The sequence below is a fragment of the Flagellimonas sp. genome (genome assembly GCF_965222555.1).
Classification (GTDB): domain Bacteria; phylum Bacteroidota; class Bacteroidia; order Flavobacteriales; family Flavobacteriaceae; genus Flagellimonas.
In genome coordinates this window covers 324888-345723 of the sequence record NZ_CBDCUG010000004.1, presented here as the reverse complement: position 1 = coordinate 345723, position 20836 = coordinate 324888, and the positions used below count along the sequence as shown (strand labels likewise).

Below are 20836 nucleotides of genomic sequence, written 5' to 3'. Positions count from 1 at the left end.
ATGAGAACTAACATTATAACGTTAATCGCACTACTGTTGAACGCTGTGGTGCTTTTGGGACAATCATTTAACCCAAGTAGATCGGATACAGGAGCTTTAACAGGAATTCCCCAGGAGAGCGTGTTTCTTCAGTATAATGAATCACTCGTATTTTCTGGAGATCGCTTACTGTATAAGTTCTATTGTCTGGATAAAATTAATAGAGCATTGACCAACATCAGCAAGATAGGCTATGTGTCCTTAATAAATAAAGAAGGCGAAGCTGTTTTTACCCATAAGGTGAGACTGACTTCAGGTACAGGTTATGGTGACTTTTTTGTTCCTACATCCATACCTACAGGAAGCTATAAATTACTTGGATATTCTGAGTGGATGAAAAATTTTGGGTCCGATAATTTTTTTCAGGCGAACATTCATATCATAAATCCTTATCAGAGTACCTCGGAAACGTATTTGGAGCAGCCTTTGGACTCATCACAACCCATTGTTTCTAAAATCAGGAAATCCAATAGCACAATGGCAGTGGAAGATACCGAGAGCGCATATGTGAGTGTTGGTTTGGACAAATCTGTAGCGGGGCAACGCGAAAAAATTACCTTAGATATTGTTGGAAAGGATGAATCTGTAAATGCAGGTAGTTATGCTATTTCCGTTCGGAGAGTAGATTCTGTACCATCACCCACTCAAATATCCTCTGAAGCCTTTTTTAAGAATTTTCTCAAAGAAGAACGAGGTAGGGTAGCGCTAAATAAGGATGAAACAAATATTCCTGAGATTAGGGGAGAGGTGATTTCAGGTACTATTGTGAATAAAGAGACCAAACTTCCCGTGCAAGGCCAAAGAATATCACTTTCCTTGCCTGGAGAAGACTTTTTGCTTAAGGTGGCCACATCTGACGACAAGGGTAGGTTCTGGTTCATTGTGGATAGGGAATATGATAACAATAGGGCTGCTTTGGAGGTATTGTCTGATGACTGGGAATCATATGAGCTGAAGATGGATGCCGAAAAAATTGACGTGGAGCAAACGGAGTTTGAGGACTTTGTGCTTTCCAAAAGGATGAAGGAATATATCCTGGAAAAAAGTATTCAAAACCAAATAGAAAATGCTTATCAAGAAATAAAGTCGGATTCAATACTTGTTGCTGATCATGTTGAACCATTTTACCGGAAGTTTGCAACGGTGTATGATTTGGATGATTATACCAGATTTAATCGTCTGGATGAAACCATTGTAGAAGTGGTTGATCAAGTCTCTATTAGAAAGCTCAATAACGGGGAACGTGTTTTCGAGGTAAGACCGGAAGAAGGGTTTACCAGTCACAGTCTGTTGCCTATGGTGTTTGTTGATGGTCTTTTTATAAAGAGACATGAAGATTTTATGGATTTCAGTGCCAAAAAAATAAAGACCATAAGTTTCTCAAGAGATAAGATTATCGTAGGTGCAAAAACATTCCAAGGAGTAATTTCTTTTAAGACAATTGAAGGAGGTTTTTACCAAGATTTTTATACCCCCCATACTACAAGTCTGGAACTGTTTAAACCAGAAGCTCAAAAAGAATATTTTACCCAAAGCTATTCGGGTGACAAAAGTCGAGAACGCGTCCCTGACTTTAGGAATCAATTGTTATGGGAACCAAACTTGGATCTATCCAAAGGCTCCAAAGAAATTGTTTTTTACACCTCAGACCTTGGTGGAACCTATGAGTTGGTCTTAGAGGGGTTTACGTCAACTGGAAAGCCGGTATCCGTCAATCGGACGTTTTTTGTTAGATAGAATCGTATATTTTAGTTCTACAAATCAGAGAACTAAATATGGAACGTCATATTTTTATCTGGGTATTGGTACTTTTTCAATTAAGTTGTGTTGAGCCCTACGAGCCATCTACTAGAATATTTGAGGATGTTTTGGTTGTTGAAGCCATTCTTACAGACGAGCTAAAGCACCAAGAAGTTATATTGACCAGATCGTACCAATTGGAAGCTGATGTTCCAACGATGGAACAAGCGGCAACTGTTAAGATTGAGGACAATTTAGGCAACAAATTCTACTTTAAGGAGACCGAAGCTGGGAGGTATGTTTCGAAAATCGCTTTTAAAGCAGAAAAAGGAAAAAGCTATTTCCTCTCAATTATTACAGATTCTGATAAGTCATACAAGTCAACACCAGAACAATTACCTGAACCTGTGCTAATAGACAGTCTTTATGCAAATAGGATTGATGATGATTTTGGAAAAAATGGAATGGCAATATCTATTGATAATACTGCTCCAACAGGTTTGGCAAGATACTTTAGATACGAGTATGAGGAAACCTTTAAGATAATTGCCCCATACTGGTTATCCTACGATTATAAGATAGTTAACAATGGATTGGTTAATGAAACAGATATGGTCTTCATAACCAACGGGTTTGAGAGCGTAATATTGGCACCCAAAGAAGAGGAGGAACTTATTTGTTATGGAACAAATATTTCGAAAAAGATTGTTCTGGCCAATACAGAGGATTTGGACAGAAGTAGACTTACAAACTTTCAGGTCCACTTTATTGAAAGTAATAATTATGTCCTCTCACATAGGTATAGTATCTTGGTAAGACAATTTGCGACTACATTTAAAGCTTACATCTATTACAAAACACTTAGGGATATTGCAAGTTCTGAAAGCCTACTTTCTGAGAATCAAACAGGATTTATAGTTGGCAATATTAGTGCTAGCGACGACCAAGATGAAAAGGTCATTGGTATTTTTGATGTGTCTTCAGTGTCGGAAAAACGTATTTTTTTCAACTATAGAGATCATTATCCAAACGAAAGACTCCCACCGTATATCAATGCATGTCGTCCGCAAAAATCGCTGACCCTTATGGAACAGGTTAGATTGGACCTTATACATTATATAGAGCCAAATCCTTCGGATGTCCCCCCATTGAGTTCCATTCCAAGGGAATGTGGAGACTGTACTGCTTTGGGGAGTAATCAAAAACCGAATTTTTGGATAGACTAAAGATGGTACAAAACAAACGTCAGTATTAAATCCATTAATTCAATAACTGCTTACGTCAATTTAAAACCCGGTATTCATCAATATGGGGTTCGCTGCTGTACCAAATAAGCCTACTTTCAAATTTTATTTAATTTTTCGATTTGCGCTATGCTTATAAAAATCTATGGCAGTGCTGTATTTGGGGTTGAAGCCCAAACCATTGTAGTTGAAGTCAATGTGGACAAAGGAATAGGTTATCACCTGGTAGGATTGCCGGACAATGCCATTAAGGAAAGCAACTACCGTATTGCAGCAGCACTACAAAACAACAGCTACAAAATTCCAGGGAAGAAAATTACCATAAATATGGCTCCGGCCGACCTTCGGAAAGAAGGCTCGGCTTATGACCTTACGCTGGCATTAGGGATATTGTCTGCATCCAACCAAATTAAATCAGAAAGTATTGAAAGTTATATGATTATGGGAGAACTATCGCTGGACGGAAGCCTACAACCTATAAAGGGAGCATTGCCCATAGCCATAAAAGCACAGGAAGAAGGTTTTAAAGGATTTATCCTGCCCAAAGAAAATGCTAAAGAGGCGGCGGTAGTATCAAATTTGGAAGTTTATGGTGTAGAAAACATTGAAGAGGTCATAGAATTTTTTGATAAAGGAAAACCTTTGGAACAAACTGTAGTAAATACAAGAGAGGAATTCTACCACGAATTGGACTTTCCAGAGTTTGATTTTGCAGATGTGAAAGGTCAGGAAAGCATAAAACGTTGTATGGAAATTGCAGCAGCGGGAGGGCATAATATTATATTGATTGGCCCACCGGGGGCCGGAAAGACCATGTTGGCGAAACGATTACCCTCCATTTTACCGCCAATGACGTTGTATGAAGCCTTGGAAACCACAAAGATTCATAGTGTGGTTGGAACTATAAAGAACATGGGCTTAATGAACCAGCGACCTTTTAGAAATCCTCACCACACCATAAGCTCTGCGGCGCTTGTAGGTGGTGGGAGCTATCCCCAACCAGGCGAAATATCCCTTGCGCACAATGGAGTACTTTTTTTGGATGAACTCCCAGAATTTGAACGTAGGGTATTGGAAGTGATGCGACAACCCATGGAAGATAGGGAAGTGACAATTGCAAGGGCAAAGTTTACGGTTACCTACCCCAGTAGTTTTATGTTGGTGGCCAGCATGAACCCAAGTCCAGGAGGGTACTTTAATGATCCGGATGCCCCAGTGACCTCTTCACCCAATGAGATGCAGCGTTATTTAAGCAAAATTTCAGGGCCTCTATTGGATAGAATAGATATTCATGTCGAAGTAACTCCAGTACCTTTTGAAAAATTGTCAGAGGAGAGAAAGGGAGAAAATAGTCTGGCAATCAGAAAGAGAGTCGCCGCCGCCAGAGAAATCCAGACCAAAAGATTTACCTCACTGGAAAACGTACATTATAATGCACAAATGAACACCAAGCAGATAAGGGAGTTCTGCATCTTGGACGACTTTTCAAAAAAATTAATCAAAAACGCAATGGAACGGTTAAACTTATCCGCCAGAGCTTACGATAGGATTTTAAAGGTTGCAAGATCCATTGCTGATTTGGAGGACGCTGAAAATATATCTAGCAACCATATTTCTGAAGCCATTCAGTACCGTAGTTTGGACAGGGAGGGTTGGTTGGGGTAGTGGATAGATTAAAAGCCCGAAAACCTTTTTTGTTACTTGATTAACCTAGATTTCACCATGGGAATGGTCAAAACCTTGTGGAATCTTCTTAAACCCATGGATGTAATTATTTTTTCCGTTTTGCTAACACCAATAAATCGTATCAACCTTCGTCTTAACTTAGAAAAAACGGGTAACCAAGAACTTTGAAAATGATGAACGGTGTATGTGTTTTTGGTTTTTGAAATTTTGCCACTTTCATAATTTTTGGAACAGAAAAAATCAAATGGGTACAAGTAGAGGCAACTGTCATTTTTTAAGAGAGTGTCAACTCTGGCTATTTCATGGGGTTCCATAATGTTTATTTTTCTTACACCCTCCAATTGCCGTTTCATAACCCTGGGCAGTACCAGCATATCAAAATTTCCATCATCTTTTATGAAGGCTCTGTTGTCATAATATTGTAAACATCGGAGAATCCAATCTGATTTTTTTTCAGAACCAAAAATGGCAGCCTCGATTAAGTTATTATGCTGTGAGCCTATAAAATAAGGTAAGTCCAGAAGGTCATCAAAGCTTTTTAAGACTTCTACATCGGTGTCCAAATAAATACCACCATAAGTGTAAACAGCATATAATCGAATTAAATCTGAAGCAAACGCAAACTTTTTGCTTTCAAAAGCTTGCTTCACCCAACTACTGTTTGCTAGATCGTACTTTTCTTTATCCCAAAGAATGAATTCATAATCGGGCATTTTGATTTTCCAATCTTCAATATTTTTTCTTATGCTCTCTGGGTATTCCTCTCCACTTAACCAACAAAAGTGGATTATTTTTGGTATCATATAGGTGTTTATGCTAACATTTATATTACAATACTTGTTAACCTTTATGATTGCCTACAGAAATTTGTACCTTATATATGTTTAAGGAATTTAACAGCATAATAGGTAATTTCATGGACAGAAATGTAATCATTGGGGCAATTAGTATTCTCATGGCTAATGTAGTTATTCCATAGTTTGGGGTGTGGTTTCTTTTTAAAAAAATATCAACAAGCAGTTGATACTTTATTCGGTATTTTGTTCCAGTTTTTTGAAGGTCAATGAAAGTGACTTGTAGTCAAGTACTTAAAGATAAGGAGTGGTATTTTTGAATTCCTTGGACATGTTTTTTCTTGATGTTTTCACATACTGGATTATACCATTGTAAAAACCAATTTTTTAAGACTAACCCTATTTTTAGAACTATTTGATATCTTTCAACGTAAATTATTGATTTTCAACGATCATCTGCGCCTAGGCAACACCTTCATTGTTACTTTCAGCCTTAATCAACCATAGTATTTTAAGAAAACTTCACTGAAATGAGCACCAAGGTTTGTGTTATTGGAGCTGGCCCATCCGGGTTGGTAGCAGTAAAAGAGCTTTTAAATCAAAATATACAAGTAGTCTGTTACGAATCAGAAGATAGTTATGGAGGGGCATTTAGATCAATTGAAAAAGGAGGTAGGTCATATGATTCTCTTGAACTGACAGTTTCTAATTATTTCATGGCATACTCAGATTTTATGCCAGACGTAAAAGAAGAGAGAAGATTTTGGACGGTATCCGAGTATCGGGAATATTTAAAAGATTATATAGACCATTTTGATTTAAACAGCCATATTTGCTACTCCCATAAGGTGTTGGGTGCGGATATCCAAGAAGATTCGGTTATCGTAGAAGTTACTCATCAAAATAGGGTCAGGAAAGAGAAGTTCGATTATTTAATAATTTGTACGGGCAGTAATTTCATTCCCTATTCGCCAGTTTTTAAAGGGCAGTCTGATTTTAAGGGTGAAATTGTTCACTCTAGCGAATATAAAAATGATGAGAAGTTCAAGGATAAAAAAGTAGTATGTATCGGCATTGGCGAATCCGGTGCGGATATCATTCATGAAATTTCGCAATCAGCCACCTGCAAGGTGTTGGTTCGGGATTTTCCGAACATTGTCCCAAGATGGTCCGCAGGTTATACAAGTGATTCCTATACATCGCACAGCCTCAATTCAATGGGAAAGAAAGGAGTGGACCATTTTATGAAGTTCATGGCCTGGAAATATTTGAACTTTGGCAAAAATGTTGGTTCCACTGAAAAACTGGTTCAGCAATGGATATACGACAGAAAATCCTTCATGGGCAAATTTTTGACCAAGAGTGATGTTTTTCTTCAGGATATTATCGACGGACGATTGGAAATTAAAAGAGACGAAATCGATTATTTAACGGAGAACTCGATAATCACCAAAGGAGGCGAAACCATTGAAACGGATGTGCTTGTTTTAAATACAGGTTATGAAACAAAGTTTGAATATGTGACTCAGGGCAAAGACTTTGAAAACCCCAGGAACCTCTACAAACATATGATACATCCTAAACATGGACTGCTGATCAGTCTGATAGGATGGGCAAGACCGACTCAGGGAGGACTTCCGGCATGCTCAGAAATACAAGCCCGTTACATAGCATTACTACTATCTGGTAATAAAAAACTTCCAGCTACCAAAGAGATGCATGCGAGCATTGAAAGGGATCGACGTTTCAATGAAAAATTCTTTTCGGACAGCGTGAACATAAAATCATTGGTCAATTACCATGACTATATGAATGATATGTCCAAACTTGTAGGTTGTAGACCTAAATATTTTAACATAAAGGAACTTGGTTTCTCTGCCAAGCTCTTTTTTGGTTCACATTTGCCTGCCTTTTACAGGCTTAACGATCCAGTTTATGCCAGTACCGCAAAAAAGACGATAAAATTTCTTCCTACAGCATACTCGACTAAAAGAAGCACCATAATGCTTATAATATTAGTTCTTAATAGGCCTTTTCAACAAATTGGAAGATTTTTTACCAAGACATTTAGAATTGGTTATTCTAAAACTACAACCCAAACAATGACTTAGGAAAACCGATATGAATTTAATTGGAGATAAGAAAGATTAGGTGGTAAGAAACTTACCAATGCCTATATTTTTAAATTGCTGGTAATCAATATCCTAAAAAAAAGGCTAAAAACTTTATAATCCGTCAAAAAATAAGTTAAATCCTACATCTGTCATATTTTTCATGATGGATATGTCTTAATTTTGCGCCCATTTTCAGAAAAAGCTTACTGTATGCAATGTGTTGAATTGAATCCTGTTGGGAATTTTGATCCATGGGAACAAGATAAGATAGATGAGTTGCTTCACCAAGAAATAACCCTGTCCCTTGGGGGAAAGTTGATATTTGAAAACGAAAGTGTAAAACTCTGGGATTTACACCTTGATCCAGGAGAACGAATTCCATTCAGACATCTTAACACCAACTACAGCTGGGTTTGTACCACAGGAGGTCTAGCATTGACCCGTCATGGGAATGGTAAAATAAATATGATAAAGCTGGACCCAGGAGATACCCAGTATTGCGAGTTTAAAGGGAAAAACTACACCAATGACCTAGAAAATATTGGAGAGGATCCCATTATAATCAATATACTGGAGTACAAAGAGAGTCAAGTGGGTAAGCAGCTTTTGTTTTCGGATTAGATAGCTTTGATATTCGCTTTTAACCCGGAAACTATCCCTAAAATATTCTGAACTGTATCATCCAAATAGTACTTCACTGCCAAGTGAGGTATTCTTATGGTTGTAAATCCATTTTTGAAGGAATGCATTGCTTCTTCCAGGTCATTTATAGCCTGTTCATGGGTAATCATATTGTAATCCTTGTCAATTTCAATATTTAGTTTTACCCTAGAGATGGCAATATCCACAGATTTTTTTCCATCCCACCATTCCAACATGGGGTGGGCGCCTGCTTCCTTTAGCGCATAGAACAGTTGTACCGCTTCTACGGGCGTATTGTTGTTTAGGATAATCTTCTTAATGAGTCGGGTATGCCGCTCGCAGAGCTCAACACCCAAAGAATCCATAGATTCTTTGTGCTGTTTATACCCGATACTTTTTTCACAGTCCTTACATGTCATAAGTCTTGGTCAAGTTTGGTCAATTATACGATTTGGGATTATTATAACTACCACTTTTTAATATTCGTATAAAATGTCGATGTATAACATCCCATTTTTAGATGAAATGCATTTTTTTAGATGAAATGCATTATTTAATGGAAATACTTTTAATTTGAGGCTCAGAAAATAGTCTTAAACATGTTTAAAAAAATTGGCCCGGGAGTGTTGGTGGCCGCGGCGTTCGTAGGACCCGGAACAATAACGGTCTGCACTCTTGCAGGAGTTCATTTTGGATACGCACTAATTTGGGCCGTTTTGCTGTCTATTTTGGCCACCATCATACTTCAGGAAATGGCCGGGAGAATTGGGGTTGTTTCTCAAAGCGGACTTGTTGATGTCATTAAGAAAGAGCTTAGGGTCGATTGGATAAAAAAACTGGTCATTATAATTGTTTTAGGAGCAATTTTAGTTGGCAATGCCGCTTATGAAGCTGGTAACATTGGAGGGGCCACCTTAGGACTTGAGGGTTTATTTGGTCAAGGGACCTTAGCGTCCTTCTATCCTATACTAATAGGATGTTTTGCCTTTTTGTTGCTTTGGTTTAGCAGTTACAAGACCTTGGAAAAAGTGTTTGTTGGGCTAGTTGCGATCATGGGTGTTTGTTTTGTTGTTAGTGCCATTATCACAAAACCTTCATGGGGCGAAATTGCCAAGGGCATGTTTATTCCAAGTTTACCAGAAGGAGGCTTATTAACTGTGGTTGCACTTATAGGTACCACCGTGGTACCTTATAATCTATTCTTACATGCCTCACTTGCCAAAGAAAAATGGAAATCAAAAGACGAGCTTGCCAATGTCAAATGGGATACCATAATCTCTATAGCTTTGGGTGGATTGGTTTCTGTGGCTATTCTGATTACAGCATCTGCAGCACCCATTGAAAGTATTACCAATGCTATGGATATGGCTAAAGGCTTGGAACCTTTATTTGGAAAAGCAGCTATTTATTTTATGGGCATAGGACTTTTAGCTGCCGGAATCACTTCCGCCATAACAGCACCTTTGGCTGCAGCTTATGTTGCCAGCAGTTGTTTTGGCTGGAATGATGATATGAAAAACAAGAAATTTAGATTGGTGTGGTTTATAGTGTTGTTTTTTGGAGTGCTATCGCTGTCCTTTAATATTAAACCTATTGAGGTGATTCAATTTGCCCAGGTGGCCAATGGAATACTCCTTCCGGTAATGGCTATATTATTACTTTGGATAGTGAATAAAAAGACGGTAATGGGCACCCATAGGAATACACTTTTTCAAAATGTGCTAGGGTTTCTAATTGTTGGATTCACCATTTTTTTGGGAACAAAAAGTATCCTGAAAGTAATAGGCCTGTTTTAAATGGAAAATTGGACTATCGATATCAATTGTGATGTAGGGGAGGGTATAGGTAACGAAGCTGACCTTTTCCCACTGATCAGCTCGTGCAATATTGCATGTGGCGGCCATGCCGGTGATGTTGATAGTATTTCTGAAATAATCAAACTGGCAAAAATCCACAATGTGAAAATAGGGGCACACCCCTCATATCCGGATAAAGCCAATTTTGGCAGGGAGGTAATGAATATTTCTAATTCAGAACTTAAACAAAGCATCATTCACCAAGTATCAACCTTTAAAAAAATCCTTGAAAGAGAGGAGGGACAGTTCCACCATATAAAAGCACACGGTGCGCTATATAATCAAACTGCAAAAGACGAAGTGTTGGCCATGATTTATTTGGATGCCATCGGAGAGTACAAAGACACAGTTCCAATATATGTTCCCTATAAATCGGTTGTTGCCGAAAAAGCTACCGATTTAGGTTTTAGAATCATGTTTGAGGCATTTGGGGATAGAAACTACAATGATGATTTAAGTTTGGTGTCTCGGAAAATGGATAACTCCTTGATCAAACAGCCCGAAAAGGTACTGGATCATATTTTGCCAATAATTCAAGAGGGCAATGTAGTTTCGGTCAAAAACAAAAGGATAGCAATTCAGGCCGAAACGATATGCATTCATGGCGACACATCTTCGGCATTGGAAATATTGATGTATCTTTCAAAGGAATTACCTAACCATAAGGTTCAACTAGAAAAGTGAAAAGCTACCCCATCAGTATCAAACCATATGGTCAGAACGCTGTTCTAGTGGAATGGCCTAATGCCGTGGACGAATCCATATTAGAAGATATCCTTCAATTTATTGATAGTTTCAAGGAGTTGAATCTACCCGGTTGGGAAATGTCCGCTGCGTACAATTCATTAACAATGGTCAATTATCAAGAAGAAATTGACCAAGAAGCGATAAAAAAAATAATCACTGACCTTTATTCCTCTAATAAACAATTTAAAAAGAAACCTGAGCAACATTTGTGGCGTATACCGGTTTGTTATGATTTGGATTTTGGAATTGACCTAGAGGAAACATGTAGCACTCTGAATTTATCCATTGAAAAATTGATTGAACTACATACTTCATTTGAATATGTGGTGTATGGAATAGGTTTTTTGCCAGGGTTCATGTATTTAGGAGGACTACCTGAAGCGTTGGAAATTCCCAGACGAAAGGAACCACGGTTGTCCGTAGCCAAAGGTTCTGTAGGACTTGCTGGGAAACAAACCGGAATTTATCCACAAGATTCGCCTGGTGGATGGAACATTATTGGAAGCTGTCCAATCCCAATTTTTAATCCAAGTTTGGAAAAGCCATGTTTTGTGAATGTAGGTGATAAGATACAGTTCCATAAAATATCTCGTGCTGAGTACGATTTGCGCAAAATTGAATGTGAAGTGGGCATATACAAACTAGAAAAAATAGAACTGAATGCTTAAGCTTCTCAAATCTGGTTTTTTTGTGACTATCCAAGATTTGGGACGTTTTGGGTACAGAGATATCGGAGTTCCCATTTCTGGTGTTATGGATGAAGTTTCGGTACGAAATGCGAACAAACTTTTAGAGAATGAGAGGAATGCCTCCGTAATGGAGATCACAATGACCGGACCCACCATACAATTTGATTCATCAACATATATCTGTTTATCTGGCGCATATCTTTCGCCAACACTGAACAATAAGCCCATTGAAAATTATCAGGTAATCAAAGTTGAAAAAGGAGATATCTTATCCTATGGTCGACTGGAAAATGGGTTCAGAAGCTATTTGGCCATCAAAGGAGGTTTTAAGACCCCAAAAGTTTTAGGAAGTCATTCTCAATATTCTCCTGTCACCAAGGAGAAGTGCCTTAAGGATGGGGATGAAATTGAATACGACGAAACCAGCTCTTTTGATTCACTACTTTCCGAAATTAAGATGGAAAACCATTTTGAACAGGATTTTTTAGAAGTGTACAAAGGTCCCGAGTATTCACTTTTGTCAGATAGGCAACTAGCCCAATTGTTTTCCAAAACCTTTACCGTTTCAAAGGCAAACAACCGTATGGCTTATCAACTTTCGGAACTGATAGCCGGACATAAGCATTCCATGTTTACCTCAGGAACAATACCTGGAACAATACAGTTGACACCAGCAGGAAGATTGATCATCTTAATGAAAGATGGACAGACCACAGGAGGATATCCCAGAATATTACAGCTTTCCAAAGCCTCAATCTGTACGTTGGCACAAAAAAAGTTTGGGGACTCCTTGACCTTTAAACTATTATAATCTTTTGTAAACCTCTTCAAAGGGAACCCTAAAGCGGGGACCGTAAACACCCTGTTCTTCCCGGATGCCACAACCAATGACCATGTTGATTTCTGAACGACGAGGCAAACCAAGGGCTTTCTTCACCCTCAAAGAGTCGTGCCCTTCCATTGGACATGTGTCATACCCAATGGCTGCCATACTTATCATGAAGTTTTGGGCCGCAAGTGCTGCACTTTTATGCGCAACAATACGCATATCTGATTGTCTAACTTGACGGTAGGTTGGTTTAAAAATTCCAATAATTTGAAAAACAAAATATTTCAACCACCCCAAAACGCCAAGAAAGTCGGAGTAAATTGTTGGGATGAGCTTCTTATAATAATCCAACGCAAACTTTTCCGCCGCACTATATTCTTCTTTAGACTTATTTCCAAAGGTTGTATTCAAAAACTCAAGATTGGATTTTGCTCTACTTTTCCACAAATCCTTTCTGGTTACCACAACAACCATTTGTTGGGCAGTTTTGGCTGCTTTTTGCCCCAAACACGCATCGGTCATTTTGTTTAAAATATCTTTTTGGGTAATATGGTAAAACTCCCACAGTTGCAGATTACTGCTGGTAGGTGCCAAAACAGCATTTTTGATACATTGCTCCACTTTCTGGGCTTCAATTGGGACATCTACTTTGTAAATTCGAACAGAACGTCTATGCTGTATTGCCTCGGTAACTTTTTTCTCCATGGAGTTAAAGATATTCAAACCTGTTTGCTATTAAAATATTTTTTTGTACCATTGAACTGTGAAAGCACAAAACCTAATTAATAGCGTGGTCATTATTATTCCAAAACAGGAATGATACAGACGCTATTGTTATATGAAAAAGCCTGTATCAAAAAAAGATACAGGCTTTTTTTATGCAGTTGTGGGAATAAATGGATATGGGATTTTAAAATGATATAATCATTTGATATACAGTATGATAAGTGTATAATATTTTAAATGAATTTAGAACAGTGTTAACTGTTAAAATTATTCGGTTTTTGAAACATCTATCTTTGGATACCGTAGTAAATTCAATAGAATTTTAGAATTGAGATAAAACTATTAATGGAATTGAACAAACACAGCAAAAATGTTACCCAAAACCCTTCGCAACCGGCATCACAGGCCATGTTGTATGCCACAGGTTTGAAAGAAGAGGATATGAAAAAAGCGCAAGTTGCTATTGGGAGCACGGGTTACGACGGTAATCCTTGCAATATGCACTTAAATAGTATAGCGCAAGAAATTAAAAAGCATGTTAATGAAACTGGACAGGTTGGACTTACATTTGGTACCATTGGAGTATCCGATGGTATTTCAATGGGAACTCCAGGGATGAAATATTCATTGGCTTCAAGGGATATTATTGCAGACTCCATGGAAACTGTGATGAACGGGATGTCCTATGATGCACTGATAGGCGTCGTTGGATGTGATAAAAATATGCCTGGTGCCATTATCGCAATGCTTCGTCTGAACAGACCTTCCATTATGGTTTATGGAGGTAGTGTGGCTTCAGGAAACCACAATGGGCGAAAGCTAAACATTGTATCTGCGTTTGAAGCTTTGGGGCAAAAAATAGCTGGAGAAATTGATGAAGCTGAATATAAGGAAATTATCAAGAAAGCAATCCCTGGGGCGGGTGCTTGTGGGGGTATGTACACGGCAAATACCATGGCATCATCCATAGAATGTATGGGTATGGCTTTGCCTTACAATTCATCTATTCCGGCTGTCAACCCTAACAAACTTTCAGAGGCTGAACGTACTGCTCAGGCCATAAAAAATCTTTTGGAGCTGGACTTAAAACCAAAAGACATCGTAACAAAAAAATCAATTGAAAATGCAATCACTTTGGTCAATGCCCTTGGCGGCTCCACTAATGCGGTATTGCATTATTTGGCCATTGCATATGCCGCGGATATTGATTTTACACTGGAAGATTTTCAAAGGATAAGTGATAGAACGCCTCTTATTGGCGATTTAAAACCTTCTGGAAAATACCTGATGGAAGATGTCCATGGAATTGGTGGAACTCCAAAAATAATGAAGTATTTGTTGGAGCAAGGCTTTTTGCATGGAGACTGTATAACCGTAACAGGAAAAACCTTGGCTGAAAATCTTAAGGACGTTGAGGCAATGGAATTTGAGGAGCAAGATTTGTTGTACAGCGTTGACAAGGCTTTAAAATCTTCAGGTAATTTACAGATACTAAAAGGAAATTTGGCAGAAGAAGGTGCGGTGGCAAAAATATCTGGCAAAGAAGGCTTAAAGTTTGAAGGCAAGGCTGTAGTGTATAATAGCGAACCTGAGGCCAATGAAGGTATATCCAAGGGAGAGGTGGAAAAAGGTGATGTTGTGGTCATTCGATATGTGGGGCCAAAAGGAGGTCCTGGTATGCCCGAAATGCTAAAACCTACATCCATGATTATGGGAGCTGGTTTGGGAAAATCGGTTGCATTGATTACGGATGGTCGTTTTTCTGGTGGCACTCATGGTTTCGTGGTAGGTCACGTAACCCCAGAGGCCCAAGTAGGCGGAACCATTGCCCTTGTAGAGACCGGTGATATTATTACCATTAGTGCTCTGGACAATTCAATTATCTTGAATATTTCAGATGAGGAAATGGAAAGAAGAAGGTCCAAATGGCAAGCTCCACCATTAAAATTTACCAAAGGAATATTGTATAAGTACGCAAGATCTGTCGCATCGGCTTCAGAGGGATGTGTAACCGATAAATATTAAAAAATTTTGTCATTTCTGCTCATGCAGGAATCTCATCAACTAAAGTTGAGATTATGAATACAGAAACTTTAAAAAAGGAAGAAAACAAAACGGCCAAGGCCATTCGAATAAGTGGTGCAGAAGCTATAATACATTGCTTGTTGGCCGAAGGGGTGGACTTGATTTATGGCTACCCCGGAGGAGCTATAATGCCCGTTTATGATGAGCTTTATAAATTTCAGGATAGGTTGACACACATCCTTACCAGACACGAGCAAGGCGCAACACATGCTGCCCAAGGTTACGCAAGAGTAACTGGTAAAGTAGGTGTGGCCATGGCAACTTCTGGACCTGGAGCCACAAACTTGGTTACAGGGATAGCCGATGCTCAAATAGATTCTACTCCAATGGTCTGTATTACTGGACAGGTTCCCAGACACTTGTTGGGGTCAGATGCCTTTCAGGAAACGGATATTGTTGGAATTTCCACCCCTGTCACTAAGTGGAACTATCAAATAACCAAGGCCAGTGAGATACCTGAAATCATGGCAAAAGCCTTTTATATTGCCAGATCAGGGAGACCGGGCCCCGTCTTGGTCGATATCACCAAAAACGCCCAATTTGATGAATTGGATTTTGTTTACGAAAAATGTACAGGAGTTAGAAGTTACAAACCGGTTCCTGAGCCGGATGTAAAGGCAATTGAAGCTGCTGCGGAATTGATTAACAATGCGAAACGACCGTACATTGTTTTTGGACAGGGTGTAATTTTGGGTCAAGCCGAGGCAGAACTTAAAGCCTTAGTGGAAAAAGCTGGAATACCTGCTGCATGGACCATTTTGGGTCTTTCGGCAATGGATACCGACCACCCTTTAAATGTTGGAATGGTGGGGATGCACGGAAATTATGGCCCCAACGTACTGACCAATGAATGTGATGTCCTCATTGCCATTGGAATGCGCTTTGATGACCGTGTGACAGGTAATTTGGATACTTATGCTAAACAGGCAAAAGTCATTCATTTTGAAATTGACCCAGCGGAAATCAACAAAAATGTAAAGGCAGATATAGCTGTTTTAGGCAATTCCAAAGAGACTCTGGAATTATTGCTGCCTTTGATCAATAAAAATGAGCACAAGGAATGGAGGGCTGAATTTGACAAAAAATATAAAGTTGAATACGAAACTGTCATAAAGAACAGCTTGCAACCTTCAAAAGAAGGACTTACCATGCCAGAGGTGATTGAACAGATCAATATTGCCTCAGGGCACAGGGCCGTAATTGTTAGTGATGTAGGTCAGCACCAAATGATGGCATGTAGGTATGCCAAGTTTAAACAATCCAAAAGTAATATCACCTCAGGTGGTTTGGGAACCATGGGCTTTGCATTGCCAGCGGCCATTGGAGCCAAAATGGGTGCCATGGAAAGGGAAGTTGTTGCCATCATCGGAGATGGGGGCTACCAGATGACCATCCAAGAACTAGGTGTGATCTTTCAGCATAACATTCCCGTTAAGATCGTGGTACTCAACAACGATTTCTTGGGGATGGTACGCCAATGGCAAGAGCTTTTCTTTGAGAGAAGATATGCTTCCACGGTAATGACCAACCCAGATTTTGTAAAAATCGCTGAAGGTTACCATATCAAATCAAGGAGAGTTGTGGAACGTTCTGACTTGGCGGATGCGGTAAACGAAATGATGGCTTCCAAAGATCCATATTTCCTGGAAGTTAGGGTTGAGAAAGAAGATAACGTATTTCCAATGATTCCCTCAGGAGCTTCTGTTTCTGATATTAGACTAAAGTAAGCATGGACCAGTCCACTATATTAGACATGCCAAAGGTGTATGGGCAATTATGTTCCAGGTCTGAAGAAATTGGATTTACCATGCCTTCTGACCTATATATTGGAACCTTGCTGAAAACACTTGTTGCCTCAAAACCCAAAGGTAATTTTTTGGAGTTGGGAACTGGGATGAGCTTGTCTTTATCCTGGATGTTGGAAGGAATGGATGAAAATTCCAGGATTATAAGCATTGATAATGATCCGGAACTTATTCAAATAGCAAAAGAAGTTTTTGATGGAGAAAAAAGACTTCAATTGATATGTGCCGATGGAGATGGCTGGTTGGCAGCCTATGAAGAAGATAAATTTGATTTAATTTTTGCAGATGCTTGGCCAGGGAAATATAGCCTTTTGGACCAAACATTGGCAATGCTGAAAATAGGAGGGTTTTATGTTGTTGATGACATGAGCAAACAACCAAATTGGCCAGAAGGTCATGAAGTTAATGCGATCCAATTGATTGAAGCCTTGGAAAAAAGAAAAGATTTTACAATTACAAAAATGGACTGGTCAACAGGAGTAATAGTTGCAGTTAAAATAAAATAGCATGGAAAAACAGTGGTATACCATATCGGTTTATTCAGAAAACAGTGTTGGGTTACTAAATAGAATATCTGGGATATTCTTAAAGCGTCACATTAATATTGAGAGTTTAAATGTCTCTAAATCAGAAATAGAGCATGTTTCTAAATTCACAATAGTTGTTTATGCCCCGGAAGAGTGGGTGCGCAAAATTGTTGGTCAGATAGAGAAACAAATCGAGGTGATCAAAGCGTATTATCACACAGATGATGAAACCATTTATCAAGAATCCGCTCTGTTCAAAATTGCGTCGGACCTTCTTTTTGATGAACGTCAGATTCAAAACATCATTAAAGAAAGTAATTCACAGATAGTGACCGTGGCGCGGGACTTTTTTGTTTTGGCCAAAACAGGGCGCAGGCATGAGATTGATGAAATGCACGACGCTCTGGAACCGTATGGGATCATGCAGTTTGTTCGCTCAGGAAGAATAGCGGTGAGCAAGGCCACTATGCCAATCACTAGAATTTTAGAAGAATTTCAAAATCAATAAAATAAATAGCACAAAATCAAAGACTGAAAATGACAAATTATTTTAATACGCTATCACTGCGTGATCAGCTGGAACAATTGGGAAAATGCAGGTTTATGGATGCCAGCGAATTTACCGATGGTGTAACTGCCTTAAAAGGAAAGAAAATTGTAATCGTAGGTTGCGGTGCGCAAGGGCTCAACCAGGGACTGAACATGAGGGATTCAGGCTTGGATATTTCGTACGCCCTTCGTGAAGCTGCTATTAAGGAAGAAAGACAATCCTACAAAAATGCCAAGGAGAATAATTTTAACGTGGGAACCTATGAGGAGTTGATTCCAACTGCCGATTTGGTGATCAACTTAACTCCGGATAAACAACACACTAATGTGGTGAGCACTGTGATGCCTTTAATGAAAAAAGGAGCCACGCTATCCTATTCCCATGGATTCAACATTGTGGAAGAAGGTATGCAGGTACGTGAAGACCTTACTGTGATCATGGTAGCTCCAAAGAGCCCTGGTTCCGAAGTGAGGGAAGAGTACAAAAGAGGCTTTGGGGTTCCAACCCTAATTGCTGTTCACCCAGAAAATGACCCAGAAGGTAAAGGTTTGGAACAGGCCAAGGCATATGCCGCTGGTACTGGGGGGCATAAGGCAGGCGTTTTGGAATCGTCTTTTGTTGCCGAGGTAAAATCTGATTTAATGGGCGAGCAGACCATATTGTGTGGGTTGTTGCAAACAGGTTCCATTTTATGTTTTGACAAGATGATCGAGAAGGGGATTGATGCTGGGTATGCTTCAAAATTGATTCAGTACGGATGGGAAACTATCACGGAAGGATTAAAATATGGAGGAGTTACCAATATGATGGATAGATTGTCCAACCCTGCCAAGATCAAGGCATTTGACCTCGCAGAAGAATTGAAAGACATCATGCGTCCGTTGTTCCAAAAACATCAAGATGATATTATGAGCGGTCATTTCTCCAAAACCATGATGGAGGACTGGGCCAATGGTGATAAAAACTTATTGGATTGGAGAGCGGCCACAGGAGAGACTGCTTTTGAAAAAACACCAGCGGGAGACGTAGAAATCTCTGAACAAGAGTACTATGACAATGGTGTATTGATGGTAGCCATGGTGAAATCTGGGGTTGAATTGGCCTACGAGACCATGACCGAATCTGGAATCATTGGCGAATCTGCTTACTATGAATCTTTGCACGAAACACCATTGATTGCGAACACCATTGCCAGAAAGAAACTTTTTGAAATGAACCGTGTGATTTCCGATACTGCGGAATATGGATGTTACTTGTTTGACCATGCCTGTAAACCTTTGTTGACGGATTTCATGAAAACCATCGATACGGATGTCATTGGTAAGCACTATGGTGAAGGAAAGGACAATGGAGTGGACAATGTAAAATTGATTGCAGTAAACAAAGCCTTACGTGACCATGACGTAGAAATTGTTGGAACAAGATTGCGTGAATCAATGACGGCCATGAAGCCTATCGTCTAAATTTTAATACCTACGCTGATACCATCTTTATGAAAGGAACAGCGATTACATATTTTCCAGAAATAGCGGATATTCATAACGCTGCGCAGACTATTAAACTAATAGCCGACCAAACACCCATGCAGCAGAATATCCGCTATTCTAAACAATATGGTGCCAATGTTTTTCTAAAAAGGGAAGACCTGCACCGTGTCCGCAGCTATAAGATTCGAGGGGCATTCAATAAAATCAGTTCACTTACCAAAGAAGAACTGCAAAAAGGGGTGATTTGTGCCAGTGCAGGCAACCACGCACAAGGTGTAGCCTTTGCTTGCAATCATTTAAAAGTGCGAGGCACCATTTTCATGCCAGTGGTTACGCCCAAGCAGAAAATCGATCAAACCAAAATGTTTGGAGGGGATTGGGTAGAAGTAGTGCTTCAGGGCGATACGTTTGATGATTCCCAAAAAGCAGCGGAAATTCTTTGTAAAGAGAAAGGAAAAATCTTTGTGCACCCTTTTGATGACCCTAAGACCATTGAAGGGCAAGCTACTATTGGTTTGGAGCTGTTGGAACAGACCAAAGAACCTATTGACTATATTTTTGTTGCGGTAGGAGGAGGGGGACTGGCCTCAGGTCTTTGCGCCACCTTTAAAGCATTATCGCCCAATACAAGAATTATAGGAATTGAACCCGCAGGGGCTCCTTCAATGAAGACTTCCATGGAAAAAGGGGAGTTGGTGCAACTCCCACGGATTGATAAGTTTATTGATGGAGCTGCGGTACAGAAAGTTGGAAAATATACCTTTCCCATTTGTAGAGATTATCTATATCGAATGGAGACCGTTCCCGAAGGGAAGGTTTGTCAAACTATTTTAGAGCTGTACAATAGAGATGCCATTGTGGTGGAACCCGCCGGTGCTTTGACCATAGCGGCATTGGATGATTTTACCCAGGAAATCAAAGGTAAAAACGTGGTCTGTATTGTAAGCGGTAGCAACAACGATATTACTCGAACGGCGGAAATCAAGGAGCGTGCATTGCTTTACGGAAATTTGAAACATTATTTCATTGTTCGTTTTCCGCAACGCCCAGGGGCCTTAAAGGAGTTCGTGGCCGATATTTTAGGTCCAAATGATGACATTACCCATTTTGAGTACTCCAAGAAATCCAGCAGGGAAAACGCCCCGGCTGTTATTGGCATTGAATTAAAATCTTCAGAGGATTTAGAACCACTGATTCAACGAATGAAGGCCAATAACTTCTTTGGAGATTATCTAAACGACAAGCCGGACCTTTTTCAATATTTGGTATAACTTAG

The 20836-nt window shown here is 39.4% G+C and carries 18 protein-coding genes; 15 read left to right on the top strand and 3 right to left on the bottom strand.

The features are described 5' to 3' along the window. The 3 genes from ACOQO1_RS05965 to ACOQO1_RS05955 all read left to right on the top strand — a co-directional run bounded on the left by ACOQO1_RS05965 (nt 1) and on the right by ACOQO1_RS05955 (nt 4688). Entirely contained in the window at nt 1–1776 is a 1776-nt protein-coding gene (locus ACOQO1_RS05965) for a hypothetical protein (RefSeq protein WP_420601952.1), read from the top strand. A gap of 38 nt (nt 1777–1814) precedes the next feature. After that, on the top strand, nt 1815–3005 hold the full coding sequence (locus ACOQO1_RS05960) for a DUF4249 domain-containing protein (RefSeq protein ID WP_420601951.1): 1191 nt from the start codon (nt 1815–1817) through the stop codon (nt 3003–3005). Between the two features lie 147 nt (nt 3006–3152). Then, the gene (locus ACOQO1_RS05955; protein ID WP_420601950.1) at nt 3153–4688 is read left to right on the top strand and encodes a YifB family Mg chelatase-like AAA ATPase; all 1536 of its coding nucleotides are present in this window, start codon (nt 3153–3155) and stop codon (nt 4686–4688) included. A gap of 32 nt (nt 4689–4720) precedes the next feature. Here the strand turns inward: ACOQO1_RS05955 and ACOQO1_RS05950 are convergent, their stop codons facing one another. Then, nucleotides 4721–5512, bottom strand: coding sequence for a glycosyltransferase family 32 protein (locus ACOQO1_RS05950; RefSeq protein WP_420601949.1), 792 nt, complete (start codon nt 5510–5512; stop codon nt 4721–4723). Nucleotides 5513–6033: 521 nt separating this feature from the next. On the opposite strand from ACOQO1_RS05950, the gene ACOQO1_RS05945 reads away from it, so the two are divergent. Then, nucleotides 6034–7614, top strand: a complete 1581-nt coding sequence (locus ACOQO1_RS05945; protein ID WP_420601948.1) for a flavin-containing monooxygenase — start codon at nt 6034–6036, stop codon at nt 7612–7614. Nucleotides 7615–7827: 213 nt separating this feature from the next. Further along, nucleotides 7828–8238 (top strand): hypothetical protein, encoded by a 411-nt coding sequence (locus ACOQO1_RS05940; protein ID WP_420601947.1) that lies wholly within the window; start codon nt 7828–7830, stop codon nt 8236–8238. Here ACOQO1_RS05940 and ACOQO1_RS05935 read toward each other — a convergent pair. After that, nucleotides 8235–8678: a hypothetical protein gene (locus ACOQO1_RS05935; RefSeq protein WP_420601946.1), complete on the bottom strand. Its 444-nt coding sequence runs from the start codon at nt 8676–8678 to the stop codon at nt 8235–8237. The two genes, ACOQO1_RS05940 and ACOQO1_RS05935, sit on opposite strands and share 4 nt — an antisense overlap. 180 nt (nt 8679–8858) lie before the next feature. Here ACOQO1_RS05935 and ACOQO1_RS05930 point away from each other — a divergent pair, with 180 nt between their 5' ends. The 4 genes from ACOQO1_RS05930 to ACOQO1_RS05915 are packed head-to-tail and all read left to right on the top strand — an operon-like array spanning nt 8859 to nt 12362. Next, nucleotides 8859–10055 carry an Nramp family divalent metal transporter gene (locus ACOQO1_RS05930; protein ID WP_420601945.1) on the top strand — a complete coding sequence of 399 codons (1197 nt, stop codon included), beginning with the start codon at nt 8859–8861 and terminating at the stop codon, nt 10053–10055. Continuing rightward, nucleotides 10056–10799, top strand: a complete 744-nt coding sequence (gene pxpA, locus ACOQO1_RS05925; protein WP_420601944.1) for a 5-oxoprolinase subunit PxpA — start codon at nt 10056–10058, stop codon at nt 10797–10799. After that, on the top strand, nt 10796–11530 hold the full coding sequence (pxpB, locus tag ACOQO1_RS05920) for a 5-oxoprolinase subunit PxpB (RefSeq protein WP_420601943.1): 735 nt from the start codon (nt 10796–10798) through the stop codon (nt 11528–11530). The genes pxpA and pxpB overlap by 4 nt, the downstream gene beginning before the upstream one ends. Then, nucleotides 11523–12362 carry a biotin-dependent carboxyltransferase family protein gene (locus tag ACOQO1_RS05915; protein ID WP_420601942.1) on the top strand — a complete coding sequence of 280 codons (840 nt, stop codon included), beginning with the start codon at nt 11523–11525 and terminating at the stop codon, nt 12360–12362. Before pxpB ends, ACOQO1_RS05915 begins: the two co-directional genes overlap by 8 nt. Here the strand turns inward: ACOQO1_RS05915 and ACOQO1_RS05910 are convergent. Beyond that, the gene (locus ACOQO1_RS05910) at nt 12357–13085 is read right to left on the bottom strand and encodes a nitroreductase family protein (protein WP_420601941.1); all 729 of its coding nucleotides are present in this window, start codon (nt 13083–13085) and stop codon (nt 12357–12359) included. The two genes, ACOQO1_RS05915 and ACOQO1_RS05910, sit on opposite strands and share 6 nt — an antisense overlap. A 366-nt stretch (nt 13086–13451) precedes the next feature. Between ACOQO1_RS05910 and ilvD the strand changes: the two genes are divergently transcribed. From ilvD to ilvA, 6 genes are read left to right on the top strand one after another with little or no spacing between them, the layout of a single operon-like run. Beyond that, entirely contained in the window at nt 13452–15131 is a 1680-nt protein-coding gene (gene ilvD / locus ACOQO1_RS05905) for a dihydroxy-acid dehydratase (protein WP_420601940.1), read from the top strand. Nucleotides 15132–15184: 53 nt separating this feature from the next. Next, nucleotides 15185–16918: a biosynthetic-type acetolactate synthase large subunit gene (ilvB, locus tag ACOQO1_RS05900; protein WP_420601939.1), complete on the top strand. Its 1734-nt coding sequence runs from the start codon at nt 15185–15187 to the stop codon at nt 16916–16918. Nucleotides 16919–16920: 2 nt separating this feature from the next. Next, entirely contained in the window at nt 16921–17502 is a 582-nt protein-coding gene (locus ACOQO1_RS05895) for an O-methyltransferase (RefSeq protein ID WP_420601938.1), read from the top strand. A 1-nt stretch (nt 17503) separates the two neighbouring features. After that, nucleotides 17504–18031, top strand: coding sequence for an acetolactate synthase small subunit (gene ilvN, locus ACOQO1_RS05890; RefSeq protein WP_420601937.1), 528 nt, complete (start codon nt 17504–17506; stop codon nt 18029–18031). A 29-nt stretch (nt 18032–18060) separates the two neighbouring features. After that, nucleotides 18061–19536 (top strand): ketol-acid reductoisomerase, encoded by a 1476-nt coding sequence (gene ilvC / locus ACOQO1_RS05885; protein ID WP_420601936.1) that lies wholly within the window; start codon nt 18061–18063, stop codon nt 19534–19536. A gap of 29 nt (nt 19537–19565) precedes the next feature. Continuing rightward, nucleotides 19566–20831: a threonine ammonia-lyase IlvA gene (ilvA, locus tag ACOQO1_RS05880; RefSeq protein WP_420601935.1), complete on the top strand. Its 1266-nt coding sequence runs from the start codon at nt 19566–19568 to the stop codon at nt 20829–20831. Nucleotides 20832–20836: the final 5 nt, after the last annotated feature.

Coding starts and splice junctions, on each gene's coding strand:
- ACOQO1_RS05965 (WP_420601952.1), top strand. CDS start 1: ATGAGAACTAACATTATAACGTTAATCGCACTACTGTTGAACGCTGTG.
- ACOQO1_RS05960 (WP_420601951.1), top strand. CDS start 1,815: ATGGAACGTCATATTTTTATCTGGGTATTGGTACTTTTTCAATTAAGT.
- ACOQO1_RS05955 (WP_420601950.1), top strand. CDS start 3,153: ATGCTTATAAAAATCTATGGCAGTGCTGTATTTGGGGTTGAAGCCCAA.
- ACOQO1_RS05950 (WP_420601949.1), bottom strand. CDS start 5,512: ATGATACCAAAAATAATCCACTTTTGTTGGTTAAGTGGAGAGGAATAC.
- ACOQO1_RS05945 (WP_420601948.1), top strand. CDS start 6,034: ATGAGCACCAAGGTTTGTGTTATTGGAGCTGGCCCATCCGGGTTGGTA.
- ACOQO1_RS05940 (WP_420601947.1), top strand. CDS start 7,828: ATGCAATGTGTTGAATTGAATCCTGTTGGGAATTTTGATCCATGGGAA.
- ACOQO1_RS05935 (WP_420601946.1), bottom strand. CDS start 8,678: ATGACATGTAAGGACTGTGAAAAAAGTATCGGGTATAAACAGCACAAA.
- ACOQO1_RS05930 (WP_420601945.1), top strand. CDS start 8,859: ATGTTTAAAAAAATTGGCCCGGGAGTGTTGGTGGCCGCGGCGTTCGTA.
- pxpA (WP_420601944.1), top strand. CDS start 10,056: ATGGAAAATTGGACTATCGATATCAATTGTGATGTAGGGGAGGGTATA.
- ACOQO1_RS05915 (WP_420601942.1), top strand. CDS start 11,523: ATGCTTAAGCTTCTCAAATCTGGTTTTTTTGTGACTATCCAAGATTTG.
- ACOQO1_RS05910 (WP_420601941.1), bottom strand. CDS start 13,085: ATGGAGAAAAAAGTTACCGAGGCAATACAGCATAGACGTTCTGTTCGA.
- ilvD (WP_420601940.1), top strand. CDS start 13,452: ATGGAATTGAACAAACACAGCAAAAATGTTACCCAAAACCCTTCGCAA.
- ilvB (WP_420601939.1), top strand. CDS start 15,185: ATGAATACAGAAACTTTAAAAAAGGAAGAAAACAAAACGGCCAAGGCC.
- ACOQO1_RS05895 (WP_420601938.1), top strand. CDS start 16,921: ATGGACCAGTCCACTATATTAGACATGCCAAAGGTGTATGGGCAATTA.
- ilvN (WP_420601937.1), top strand. CDS start 17,504: ATGGAAAAACAGTGGTATACCATATCGGTTTATTCAGAAAACAGTGTT.
- ilvC (WP_420601936.1), top strand. CDS start 18,061: ATGACAAATTATTTTAATACGCTATCACTGCGTGATCAGCTGGAACAA.
- ilvA (WP_420601935.1), top strand. CDS start 19,566: ATGAAAGGAACAGCGATTACATATTTTCCAGAAATAGCGGATATTCAT.